The sequence below is a fragment of the Pseudomonadota bacterium genome (assembly GCA_023229365.1).
In the GTDB taxonomy this organism is placed as follows: domain Bacteria; phylum Myxococcota_A; class Polyangia; order JAAYKL01; family JAAYKL01; genus JALNZK01.
In genome coordinates this window covers 26,437-37,619 of the sequence record JALNZK010000007.1, presented here as the reverse complement: position 1 = coordinate 37,619, position 11,183 = coordinate 26,437, and the positions used below count along the sequence as shown (strand labels likewise).

The window sequence follows — 11,183 nt, the reverse complement described above, 5'->3', positions numbered from 1 at the left end:
TACAATGGGCGCGTGCGGTCTAGCCCGACGTCTTTGTCGCGCGCTACGACTTCGCGGAGTGAGCTCCGGTTGACCGAGAAAAAGAAGGAACCCATGATTGCGACTTCGAATTTCCAGGTGATGATCCCGAAGCACGTCCACGAAAGGCTCAAACTCAAGCCGGGGCAGAAATTCACCGTAGTCGAGAAGGGAGACTTCCTCTTGCTCGTGCCGCTGGGCCGACTCGAGGACCTGAGGGGAATGCTCGCCCAAGCGAACGATTCCGGCTTGCGTGATAGGGGCACCGAGAAGGGGAAGACCGTATGTCTCTGACCCAGCAGGACATCATTTATTTCGTTATCCTGGACAGGTTCCACGGCGTGCCGAACCCGGATCCCGCGATCGCGAGGAGCGTCAACCGGCAGGATCCGCGCCGCTGCCACGGCGGCAACCTCGACGGGCTGCGCGAGAAGATCCCGTACCTCGTCCAGCTCGGCGTCACGGCCGTCTGGATCACGCCGGTCTACCTGCAGATCGATCTCGCGGACGCGGACGGCTACCACGGCTACTGGGCGCTCGACTTCAACGCGGTCGATCCGCGCTTCTACGTGGACAACGGCGAGTACCCGCGCGGCTCGAAGCGGTACGTCCGCGATCTCGCAGGCGCGCTCCACGCGGCGGGGCTCAAGCTGATCCTCGACATGGTCGTCAACCACACCGGCTACGATCACCCGGGGACGCGCGACGCGGAGCCGAACCCCACGCCGATCCGCCGCCACTGGTTCAACCGCGCCGGGATCTCGTGCGCCGCGGACGAGACCCAGGGCGAGCTGTCGTGCCTCCCGGACCTCGACCTCGACGCCAAGGACGTGTCCGACTACCACATCGGCACGATCCTCGACTGGATCCGCGAGACCGGCATCGACGGGATCCGCATGGACACGGTGAAGCACGTCGAGCGCGTGTTCTGGAACGACTTCAAGACGCAGGTCAGGGGGCTCTACCCGGAGGTGGCGCTCCTCGGCGAGGTGCTCGAGTTCGACATCGACAAGATCTCGCAGTTCCAGCGCTCGTGGGCGTTCGACAGCCTGTTCGACTTTCCGCTCCAGGAGGCGATTCGGCGGGTCTTCGTCGACGGCGGCTCGCTGCACGATTTCGTCTCCCCGTACGATCGCGGCTACGGCCTGCTCGAGCGGGACGGGGCGTACACGAACCACAACAAGCTCACGACCCTGCTCGACAACCACGATCTGCCGGCGCGCTTCATGACGATGCTCGTCGACAGGCTCCAGGATCCCGCCGCCGCCGCGCGCGCCATGCGGCTCGCGCTCAGCTTCCAGCTTACGGTGCGCGGCATCCCACAGCTCTTCTACGGCGTCGAGCTCGGCATGCAGGGACACGGCGATCCGGACAACCGGCGCGACTTCGAGTGGGAGAAGCTCGACGAAAGGTACGAGGTCAGGCCCGGCTTCCCGCACGAGAAGGCGATCTACGATCACCTGCGCCACCTCGTCCGGATCCGCCGCGAGAGCCCGGCGCTCTGGGCAGGGGACTTCACCTGCCTGTACGTGGATCACTTCGTGCTCGTCTTCCTGCGCTACGTGGACGACGACGTCGTGATCGTCGCGATCCACAACGGGTGGCAGGACATGCCCGGGTCGATCCCGATCTCGATCGCGGACAACCCGCGCCTGCCGACGCGCGTCAAGGAGCGGCTCGCGGGCGCCGAGCTCGTCTGCAAGATCACCGGCGCGGCGATCCACGTCGAGGGCGGGTGGTTCGACCTGAGGATGCCGGGCAAGACGGCGCTGATCCTGAGGGAGGGGAAATGAGAATCACGGGAATCATAGGAGGCATAGGAGAGAGCCCCCTCCCATTCTTCCCCTGATTCCCATTCTTCCCATCCCTTTTTCCTCCAATTGACCTTGATTACGAGCTGATCTACATAGCGTGGTCCTTGTTTTGACCCAGAAACGCGGCCGCGGGGCCGGAGGACCACATGAAAAAGTACGACACGAAGAACATCCGGAACGTCTGCCTGGTCGGGCACGGCGGCAGCGGCAAGACGTCCGTCGCCGAGGCGATCCTGTTCGACACGGGCGCCACGACCCGCCTCGGATCGGTGCTCGACGAGACCTCGACGTTCGACTTCGAGCCCGAGGAGCTGAAGCGCCAGAGCTCGATCTCGTCCGCGTTCGCCGCCACCGAGTGGCAGAAGAGGAAGATCCAGATCCTCGACACCCCCGGCGACAACAACTTCTTCGTGGACGCGCGCAACTCCCTGTGGGCGAGCGACATCGCGGTGGTCTGCATCTCCGCGGTGGACGGCGTGCAGGTGATGACCGAGAAGATGTACGCGCTCGCCGAGCAGCTCGACATCCCGCGGCTCGTCGTCGTCAACAAGCAGGACCGCGAGCGCGCGGACTTCGGCGCCACGATGGAGTCGGCGCGGCAGCTCCTCTCCAAGCGGATCGCGCCCCTCATCATCCCGATCGGCGCCGAGGACGCGTTCAAGGGCGTCGTCGAGGTGCTCCGGCAGAAGGCGTTCAAGTTCCCGGGCGACGGCGGGAAGGGGATCGAGGAGATCCCGGTGCCCGCGGACATGAAGGACGAGGTGGCTGCCGCGCGCGAGAAGCTCATCGAGGTGATCGCCGAGAGCGACGACGCGCTCATGGAGAAGTTCCTCGAGACCATGGAGCTGTCGGACGCCGAGATCGACGTCGCGCTCCCCAAGGCGATCACGAGCGGCCAGCTCGTGCCGGCGGTCGTGACCTCGGCGACCAAGAACGTGGGCATCCAGCCGCTGCTCGACCTCATCTGCGAAAGGTTCCCCTCGCCGGCGGACCGGCCCGCGCGCAAGGGCACGGTCGACGGTGCGGAGATCGAGATCGCGCCCGACGAGGGCGCGCCGTTCGCGGCGACCGTGTTCAAGACCGTGCTCGACAAGTTCACGGGCAGCCTCGCGATCGCCCGGGTCTGGTCCGGCACCCTCAACGCGGACACCTCGTTCTTCAACGTGAACAAGGAGGAGCGCGAGCGGTTCGGATCCATCCTCGTCCCGTTCGGGAAGAAGCAGGAGCCCGTGCCGTCCGCGGGCCCCGGCGACATCATCGCGCTCGCCAAGCTCAAGCTCACGCCCATCGGCCACTCTATCTGCGACGAGAAGCGGAAGGTCGCGTTCGAGTTCCTGCCCGAGGTGAGCCCGATCATCACCTACGCCGTGCGCGCCAAGGACAAGAACGAGGAGGACAAGATCGGGCAGGCGCTCAACCGCATCGCGGAGGAGGACCCGACGATCAAGGTCATCCGCGACGCCGAGGTCAAGGAGACGCAGATCGCGGGCATGGGCCAGGTGCACATCGAGCTGACCATGGAGAAGATCCGGCGCAAGTTCGAGGTCGAGGCCGAGCTCTTCCCGCCGAAGATCCCGTACCGCGAGACGATCCGCAAGAAGGTGGAGGGCGTCGAGGGGAAGCACAAGAAGCAGACCGGCGGCCGCGGCCAGTTCGGCGTGTGCTACCTCAACGTCGAGCCGCTCCCGCACGGCGGCGGGTTCGAGTTCGTCAACGCCATCGTCGGCGGCGCGATCCCGCGGAACTGGATCCCCTCGGTCGAGAAGGGCGTCGTCGCCCGCATGGTGAAGGGCGTCATCGCGGGCTACAACCTCGTCGACGTGCGGGTGACCGTGTACGACGGCAAGTACCACGACGTCGACTCCTCGGACGCCGCGTTCCAGATGGCCGGCTCCAAGGGGTTCAAGGCCGCGGTCGAGAAGGCCGACGCGTACCTGCTCGAGCCGATCTGGAACCTCGAGGTCGTGTGCCCGGACGAGTTCATGGGCGACGTGATGGGCGACATCAGCTCGCGCCGCGGGCGCGTCATGGGCATGGAGGCGCGCGGGCGCTACCAGGTGATCAAGGCGCAGGCGCCGATGGGCGAGCTGCTCAGGTACGCCAACGAGCTCGACTCGATCACGGGCGGCCGCGGCACGTTCACCGTCTCCTTCTCGCACTACGACGAGGTCCCGCGCGACGTCCAGGAGAAGGTCGTGGCGGCGTACAAGGGCGACGACGAGGAGGACTGAGCCTCCTTCTTCCCTTCCTTCCCGTCCACTCCGTCCAATGCGTCCACCAAGTCCATCTCGTCCATCTCCTAGCCAGTGGACGGAATGAACGGTATGGACCGAGAACGGTAGTGGCAGAGTAATGGCGGCAATCGCGCCATTCACTCTTTCCCGAACCCGATCCGGCGCTTCGGTCTCGCCTCCGGCGCCATGAGCTCCCGTATCGTGTCGAACACGACCTTGAACTGTGCGTCGTACTGCTTCTCGAGCGCGGCGACCTTGCGGGCGAGGTCGGCGTTTGCCACGAGCATCTGCCGAAGGCGTACGAAGGCCCGCATGATCTCGATGTTCACCTGCACCGCGCGCGGGCTGCGCAGCACGGTCGACAGCATCGCGACGCCCTGTTCGGTGAAGGCATAGGGCAAATACTTCCGATGCTGCCCGCGTCCGCTCTTCTTTAAGATCACAGCCTGTGATCTTAAAGACACCGACTCCTCGTCGGTGAGCCGGAACATGAAATCTTCCGGAAAGCGCTCACGATTGCGCTTCACGGCTTGCACGAGCTCGCGCGTCTCAACCCCGTACATCGCAGCGAGATCCGCGTCGAGAATCACTTTGTACCCGCGGACGAATAGGATGGTGCGCTCCACCTGCGCGAGCGGAACCAGTTCGACTTTCACCATGATCGGCCCTTTCGTTCGCCGGCGCGACAGCGTAACCGCGCCCGCTGCGACCGATATCGGACGTTCGCGAAAAAGGTTGCCGAAAATCGACCACTGGGTACGCGATGCCCACTTCGTCCATCCACTAGCCAGTGGACGAAATGGACGGTATGGACCTAGTGGACGGAGGGTTGGAGAAGTGGCGCAGGATTCCAGGACCAGAGAGGTCGAGCTCGGGCCGATACGGCCGCCGAGCGAGGCGACGAGCCTCCTCTTGCGCGTCACGCGCAACTGCCCGTGGAACGACTGCGCGTTCTGCGCCGTGTACAAGGGCGAGAAGTTCGGGCGGCGCCCGGTCGAGGAGATCATCGGCGACATCGACCTCCTCGCCGACGCGGCCGCGCGGGTGCGGGGGCGCCTCGGCGCGGCGAGCGCGAACGGGCCCGTCGATCCTGCGGCCGCGCTGTCGATCGTGCGCGACCACTCGGCGACCGAGGACGAGCGGCGCGTCGCCCTCTGGCTCGCGCGCGGCGGCGAGCACGCCTTCCTCCAGGACGCGGACTCGCTGGTGTTGCCGCTCGAGCGGATCGTCCCGGTCCTCGAGCGCCTCAAGGAGCGGTTCCCGTCGGTGAGCCGCGTCACGACGTACGCCCGCTCGCGTACCCTGTGCGCCCGATCGCCCGAGCACCTCGCGGCGCTGCGACGGGCGGGGCTCACGCGGATCCATGTCGGCGTGGAGAGCGGCTCGGACGCCGTGCTCGCGCTCATCCGCAAGGGGTGCCGCGGCGAGCACCACGTCGAGGGGTGCCGGCGCGCGATCGACGCCGGGTTCGAGGTGTGCTGCTACGTCATGCCCGGCCTGGGCGGCCGCGCCCTCACGGCGGTCCACTCGCGGGAGACCGCGGCGGTGCTGCGCGCAATCGATCCGCAGCACGTGCGCCTGCGCACCCTCGGGGTCGAGCCGGGCTCACCGCTCGCCGGGATGCGGAGGGACGGCCTCTTCGAGCCGCTCGAGGAGCACGAGATCGTCGCGGAGATCCGCGAGCTCCTGCGCGGGCTCAAGGGGGCGCGCGGCGCGCTGATCTCGGATCACGACCGCAACCTCCTGCCGGAGCTCGAGGGCCGCCTGACCGAGGACGCCGACGCGCTCGACGCCGCCGCCACGAGGTTCCTCGAGCTCCTGCCGGACGTCCGCGACGCGTTCGTGGTCGCGCGGCGCGCCGGCTACGCCCTGGAGCTCTCGGCGTTCCTCGCGGCGCCCGGCGCTGCCGTGGAGTTCGCCCCTCTCGCGGAGCGGCTCCGGGCGCTCGGCGGCGGCTCGCTCCTGCGCGGCATGGAGCTCGGGCTCAGGTTTCGCCACATCTGAAGCGTCAGAGACAGGAGAGCAGCGCGAGGAGGCCCGGCCCGCGCGCGGACGGGTCGATCGCCGCGCAGCCGCAGCCGCCCGGGGACATGGTGACGGCGCCGCCGTCCGCGTCGGAATCGGCGTCCGCGTCGGAATCCGTGTCGGAATCGGCTCCCGTGTCCGTGTCGGAATCGGTGTCGGAATCGGAATCGGTGTCGGTGTCGGTGTCCGTGTCGGCGTCGGTGTCGACGTCGCCGCCCGACAGGGAGACGTTCACGACCGCGTCGAGATCGTAGCCCGCCTCCTCGTCGTTGAACGGCCCGCTCGTCGTGTCGACGATCCGCAGGTACCGGGCAGACGCGAGGTCGGCGATCGCGAGATCGGCCGCGACGTCCCCGGAGCCGTCCGCGAGCGCCTCGAACGGGCCGTCCTGGTCCGCCGAGGCGTACACCTCGATCGTGTCGCCGCTGCCGGTCCCGCTCAGCACGACGACATCGTCGCCCGCGACGTCGGTGATGGGGGCCGAGGGGCCCATGTCCAGGGTGATCGCGCCGCCCGGGCTCAACGAGTAGAAAACGTCGTCCGGCGCGCCGAGCGCGGCGCTGGCAATCGTGTCGTTGAGGTAGCTCGACGCGGAGTAGCCCTCGTCGATGACGCGGGGCATCTCCATGTGGTTCACGGCGAAGGCGTAGTAGGTGGCGGTGTCCGGCTCGAGCGCGAAGTCGACCAGGGCGACGGAGCCGTCGGAGACGACCACGCCGGTCGCGGTCGCCGGGGCGTAGCCGTTCGCCTCGGCCGTGATGTCGTACGTCCCGGGCAGGAGGACGCGGTGGTAGTCCCCGAGGACCGGGTCGGTGAACACCGGCTCGCCCTCGGGATCGACCAGGATGCGCGCCGGGAGCGGCTCCCCCGAGTCGGCGTCGGTGACGAGCCCCGAGGCGCCGGTGAGCGCGAACGGGAGGAACGCCGCGACCCCGGGACCGTGGATGTCCCACTGGAGATCGGTGTCCGAGTTCAGCTCGATCGTCCAGTCGAAGGTGCCGGACGTCCCGAGCGACCAGTCGTTGACGTCACCCGTGATAGGGTACCAGTCCCAGCCGAAGACGACGTCGTAGCTCGACGTCCCGGCGTAGGCGTCGCCCATCGCGTCGACCAGCTCCTCGTCGAGCGGGTGCTCGGGGCGGTAGTTCCACGGCCCGTTCACGTACGGAGAGATCGTGTGGTAGGTGAGGCCGATGGTGAAGCTCGAAGCCTGGCTCAGGTCCCGGATCGCGAGCGACTCGGGCTCCGAGAACGGCTCCTCGTCGCCGCCCTCGCCCTGGACCCAGCCGAAGCCGAAGTTGCGGTTCAGATCGACGCCGTTCGAGTTCGTGCGCGTCGCGAACGGCGTGTCGGAATAGCCGTCCGGGTTGACGAGCGGGACGAGGACGATCTCGGAACCGTCGACGAGATCGCTCGCCGTCGGATCGTCGCCGTAGCCGTCGAGCAGCCACTCGGCGATCGCGAGCACCATCTCGGCAGCGAGGCACTCGTTGCCGTGGATGGCGCCGATGATCCGGATCTCGGGTTCCTCGCTCTCGACGCCGACCTCCGCGGAGATCTTCAGGCCGTGGATGGTGCGCCCGTCGACCGAGGTGCCGACGTCGAACGCGTCGGCGATCTCCGGGTAGGTGCCCTCGTGGCCGGCGAGGGCGTCGCCGATCTCGTCGTTCGTGGCGAACGACGAGCACGACCACGACGAGCGATCCTCTTCCTTCGCGACGGCTTGGGTCGTGGAGATCGCCGCCGCGCACGCCCAGGCGACGGCCGCGGCGACGCGGTTCGCGCGTCCCCCGTGTTCGGCGCAGCGTTGCACCTGACGACTATATCACGCGGAGAGGGCGGCGGCGCTACTTGATGCGATAAATGATGCGGCCGCGCGAGGGGTCGTAGGGCGAGACCGCGAGGCGCACCTGATCGCCGAGGACGATGCGGATGCGGAACTTCCGCATCTTGCCCGCAAGGTGCGAGCGCACGACGAGGCCCGACTCGAGGCGCACGCGGAACATTCCTCCCGCGAGCACCTCCTCCACGATTCCGTCCAGCTCGATGTGATCCTGTTTCGTCATGCGGAGGGAACCCTAAGCGCTTTTCATTTCTCGGTCAACACGGCTTTTCCCGCGAAGCGGGACGGCGCGTCACTCGTCGAACGCCAGGGTCGAGATGAGATCCTTGAGCGCCGCCGCGTCCGCCTCGGTCGCCCCCACGAACGCGAAGCCGGTCTCCCCCGGTTCGCCGGACTCGGCCGCTCGCTGCCACGCGACCTCGGCGTGGAGGACGAGCGGCGCCCATCGGGAGGGTGTCGTGAGCGCCACTTCGACGCGCTCTCCGGTCCGGAGCGCCTCGCCGTAGGACAGGCCCAGGCCGCCCGCACCGACGTCGCTCGTGTACGCGATCAGGGGCGGGATCGAGCGCTCGAGGAAGGCGACGGACACGCGGCACTCCGCGCGCGCCCTCGGGGTCCCTCTGAAGTGGTTGCTCGCGGCCATCAGGTCTTCGGGACGCAGATGCCCCACTCCCTGTCGGGGTCGTAGTCGAGGTCGATGATGGTGGTGTTCTCGAGCACGGGCAGCGCGCCCGTCCCGCCTTCGTCGGCGTCGCCCTCGGGCAGCAGGCACTCGTACTTCGAGCGGCACCCCTTGTCGCTCTTGCAGTGGCGCAGGCAGTACGTGCGCTCGCGGTTCTCCTCGATCTGCTCGCACGTTGCCGGATCGGTCCCCGCAGGGCAGGGCGTCGTGAACTCGACGCACACGGCCTCGTTCGGGCAGGAGTCCGGCTCGCAGCCCAGGATGAGGCAGTAGCCGCCGGGCTGGTTGCGGTCGCAATTCCTGTCGTAGTTCGACGAGCAGTCCACGTCGTAGGTGCAGCTGTCGCCGATCTCGGCGGCGCAGCCGCTCGCAGCGACGAGCGCGAGGATCGCGATCTGGCATGCCGGGCGCGTCATCGGGGGCGGAAGTTAGCACACTTTGCACGGGCAGGGAAACCGGGTAGGCTGATCCGAGCGACCCACTATTTTGTTTCTGCGGGCGGCAGTATGCTCACCCAAAGGCGGAACGGAACCCCGAGGCGGAAGGGAGAGGGAAGGAGAGAAGAGATGAATGAGGCGAAGAAGGGCTTTGATCTCTGGCGCATGATCCTCATCCTGGTGTGCTTGGTGGGCTTCATCGGGGGCATCTACCTGCTCAACACCACGATCAACACGAGGCTCGACGCCGTGGACGCGACCGGAGACGGCAACGCGCAGACGACCGCGATGGCGATCAAGCGACTCGACAACAAGCTGGCGGAAGTCCTCGCTTCCGTCAAGGCGCTGGAGGCGAAGGTGGCCGCGCCGCCCGCGCCCCCGCCCGCGCCCCCGGTCGCCTCCGACGCCGCCGCGGCTCCCCCGCCCGCGAAGATCGAGTAGCCCTTTCCCGGCGCGGCCGCGCTCGTTGCCTCGGCGCCGCGGCCGGCGTAGAGTGGGGCGATGGCTGCGACACGAGGTGCGCCTTGACGATCCCCGGTTTCATCGTGGTGAACCTCCTCCTCGGCTCGTCCGTGGCGTTTTCCGCGCACCTGCAGATCCGCACGATGCAGCGCCCCGTCTCGTACAACCGCTACTTCAACGCCCTGATGCTCCTCGAGGCGCTGGTCGTCATCCCGGCGGGCATCTACTTCGCCACGTTCTATCCGGACTGGTCCTGGATGTACCTGATCGACACGCGCACCCTGCCGACCGGGACGAGCGTCATGGCGATCGCGTCCTACCCGGTGGCCGCGGCGCTCGGCTACCTCGTCGGCTACTTCTCCGCGCGGAGCGCGAGCGACTGGGTCACCGTCGTGTTCATGCTGTTCGTCGTGCTGAGCATCGGCGGGCTGCTCGTCATGTCGGGCGACAAGCTCGCGGTGCTCGGCACGTACGAGCAGTACCACCGCAGCGTCGGGCTCAAGGCGTTCGGCGAGTCGTCGCTCCTGCCGTCGATCGCGCTAGCCTGGCTGTGCATCGGCGTGAGCTGGGGCACCCTCGTCTTCCGGTTCGCCCGCGAGGGCCGCCTCGCGACGGCGATCCACTCCTGACTCGCTGCGGGGCGGGTGGCGCGTTGTCCAGCGTCGACACGGCACGGATGGAAGCCGCGAACGCGGCGCTCGAGAGCTTCCCCCGGGTCGGCCTCGGCGAGTGGCCGACGCCGGTCGCGCCGTTCGCCGGGCTCGAGGCGGCAGGCGCCGGGCGGATCTGGATCAAGCGCGAGGATCTCGCGTCGCCCCTGTACGGCGGGAACAAGGTCCGCAAGCTGGAGCGCCTCCTCGCGACGGGGGGCGGGCCGGTCCTGGCGTTCGGCGGGCTCGGCTCCCACCACGTCCTCGCAACCGCGGTGCACGCCGCCGCGCTCGGACGGGAGTGCTTCGGCGTCCTCGCGGAACAGCCCATGACCGCCCACACGGCGGCGGTGCTCGCGCTCAACGAGGGATCGTGCGCCGGGCTCCTGCGCCGGCGGAGGCCCGGCGCGACCCTCGGCGCCGTCGGGCACCTCGCGGCGCGGATCGCCTCGGGCGCGGACGGTTCGCCGTCGCCTCCGCGCGTCCTGTTCCCGGGGGGATCGTCGCCGACCGGCACGCTCGGGTGGGTGGGAGGCGGCCTGGAGCTCGCGGCTCAGATCGCCGCGTCCGCGTGCCCCGTCCCGGACGAGATCTACGTCGCCTACGGTTCGGGCGGGACGGCGGTCGGCCTGGCGCTCGGCCTGGCGCTCGCCGGGGTGCGAAGCGAGGTCGTGGCGATCCGCGTCGCCACGCGCCTCGCCGGGAACGCGGCCTACGCGGAGCTCCTCGCGCGCAGGACGTTCGCGCTGCTCGCCGCGCGCGTCGATCTCGGCCGGCGGCCGCGGATCCGCCTGCGGATCGAGCACGGCTTCGCCGGCCGTGGCTACGGCCACCCGACCGCCGCGGCCGAGGACGCCATCCGCCGCGCCCGCGGGTCGGCCGCTCCGCTCGAGCCGACCTATACGGGGAAGGCGCTCGCGGCGCTGCTCGCGGCCGCCGGCGACGGCCGCAGGCGAATGTTCCTTGACACCTACTCCTCAATCGACAAGCTGATGGCGGCGCGAGCCTCGGAGTGAGC

The 11,183-nt window shown here is 68.5% G+C and carries 12 protein-coding genes; 7 read left to right on the top strand and 5 right to left on the bottom strand.

Going from position 1 to position 11,183, the window contains the following annotated elements; all coding sequences use genetic code 11:
• Positions 1-69 precede the first annotated feature (69 nt).
• From M0R80_06190 to fusA, 3 genes are all read left to right on the top strand, one after another.
• Positions 70-312 (top strand): AbrB/MazE/SpoVT family DNA-binding domain-containing protein, encoded by a 243-nt coding sequence (locus M0R80_06190; GenBank protein ID MCK9459210.1) that lies wholly within the window; start codon positions 70-72, stop codon positions 310-312.
• The gene (locus M0R80_06185) at positions 303-1,811 is read left to right on the top strand and encodes an alpha-amylase family glycosyl hydrolase (protein MCK9459209.1); all 1,509 of its coding nucleotides are present in this window, start codon (positions 303-305) and stop codon (positions 1,809-1,811) included. Before M0R80_06190 ends, M0R80_06185 begins: the two co-directional genes overlap by 10 nt.
• Positions 1,812-1,978: 167 nt before the next feature.
• The gene (gene fusA, locus M0R80_06180; GenBank protein MCK9459208.1) at positions 1,979-4,063 is read left to right on the top strand and encodes an elongation factor G; all 2,085 of its coding nucleotides are present in this window, start codon (positions 1,979-1,981) and stop codon (positions 4,061-4,063) included.
• Between the two features lie 140 nt (positions 4,064-4,203).
• Here fusA and M0R80_06175 read toward each other — a convergent pair whose 3' ends face one another.
• Positions 4,204-4,725 (bottom strand): ORF6N domain-containing protein, encoded by a 522-nt coding sequence (locus tag M0R80_06175; protein ID MCK9459207.1) that lies wholly within the window; start codon positions 4,723-4,725, stop codon positions 4,204-4,206.
• A 178-nt stretch (positions 4,726-4,903) separates the two neighbouring features.
• On the opposite strand from M0R80_06175, the gene M0R80_06170 reads away from it, so the two are divergent.
• Entirely contained in the window at positions 4,904-6,070 is a 1,167-nt protein-coding gene (locus tag M0R80_06170; protein MCK9459206.1) for a radical SAM protein, read from the top strand.
• A gap of 4 nt (positions 6,071-6,074) precedes the next feature.
• On the opposite strand, the gene M0R80_06165 is transcribed toward M0R80_06170, so the two are convergent.
• From M0R80_06165 to M0R80_06150, 4 genes are all read right to left on the bottom strand, one after another.
• The gene (locus M0R80_06165; GenBank protein MCK9459205.1) at positions 6,075-7,904 is read right to left on the bottom strand and encodes a M14 family carboxypeptidase N/E; all 1,830 of its coding nucleotides are present in this window, start codon (positions 7,902-7,904) and stop codon (positions 6,075-6,077) included.
• Positions 7,905-7,938: 34 nt separating this feature from the next.
• On the bottom strand, positions 7,939-8,157 hold the full coding sequence (gene infA / locus M0R80_06160; GenBank protein MCK9459204.1) for a translation initiation factor IF-1: 219 nt from the start codon (positions 8,155-8,157) through the stop codon (positions 7,939-7,941).
• 69 nt (positions 8,158-8,226) lie between these two features.
• The gene (locus tag M0R80_06155) at positions 8,227-8,577 is read right to left on the bottom strand and encodes a PilZ domain-containing protein (GenBank protein MCK9459203.1); all 351 of its coding nucleotides are present in this window, start codon (positions 8,575-8,577) and stop codon (positions 8,227-8,229) included.
• Positions 8,577-9,032 carry a hypothetical protein gene (locus M0R80_06150; protein ID MCK9459202.1) on the bottom strand — a complete coding sequence of 152 codons (456 nt, stop codon included), beginning with the start codon at positions 9,030-9,032 and terminating at the stop codon, positions 8,577-8,579. The genes M0R80_06155 and M0R80_06150 overlap by 1 nt, the downstream gene beginning before the upstream one ends.
• A 150-nt stretch (positions 9,033-9,182) precedes the next feature.
• On the opposite strand from M0R80_06150, the gene M0R80_06145 reads away from it, so the two are divergent.
• The 3 genes from M0R80_06145 (at position 9,183) to M0R80_06135 (ending at position 11,181) form a co-directional block, all read left to right on the top strand.
• Entirely contained in the window at positions 9,183-9,494 is a 312-nt protein-coding gene (locus M0R80_06145) for a hypothetical protein (protein ID MCK9459201.1), read from the top strand.
• 83 nt (positions 9,495-9,577) lie between these two features.
• Complete coding sequence (locus M0R80_06140) at positions 9,578-10,144, top strand: hypothetical protein (protein ID MCK9459200.1); 567 nt, start codon at positions 9,578-9,580, stop codon at positions 10,142-10,144.
• Positions 10,145-10,191: 47 nt separating this feature from the next.
• The gene (locus M0R80_06135) at positions 10,192-11,181 is read left to right on the top strand and encodes a pyridoxal-phosphate dependent enzyme (protein ID MCK9459199.1); all 990 of its coding nucleotides are present in this window, start codon (positions 10,192-10,194) and stop codon (positions 11,179-11,181) included.
• Positions 11,182-11,183 lie beyond the last annotated feature (2 nt).

Coding starts and splice junctions, on each gene's coding strand:
- M0R80_06185 (MCK9459209.1), top strand. CDS start 303: ATGTCTCTGACCCAGCAGGACATCATTTATTTCGTTATCCTGGACAGG.
- fusA (MCK9459208.1), top strand. CDS start 1,979: ATGAAAAAGTACGACACGAAGAACATCCGGAACGTCTGCCTGGTCGGG.
- M0R80_06175 (MCK9459207.1), bottom strand. CDS start 4,725: ATGGTGAAAGTCGAACTGGTTCCGCTCGCGCAGGTGGAGCGCACCATC.
- infA (MCK9459204.1), bottom strand. CDS start 8,157: ATGACGAAACAGGATCACATCGAGCTGGACGGAATCGTGGAGGAGGTG.
- M0R80_06155 (MCK9459203.1), bottom strand. CDS start 8,577: ATGGCCGCGAGCAACCACTTCAGAGGGACCCCGAGGGCGCGCGCGGAG.
- M0R80_06150 (MCK9459202.1), bottom strand. CDS start 9,032: ATGACGCGCCCGGCATGCCAGATCGCGATCCTCGCGCTCGTCGCTGCG.
- M0R80_06145 (MCK9459201.1), top strand. CDS start 9,183: ATGAATGAGGCGAAGAAGGGCTTTGATCTCTGGCGCATGATCCTCATC.
- M0R80_06135 (MCK9459199.1), top strand. CDS start 10,192: ATGGAAGCCGCGAACGCGGCGCTCGAGAGCTTCCCCCGGGTCGGCCTC.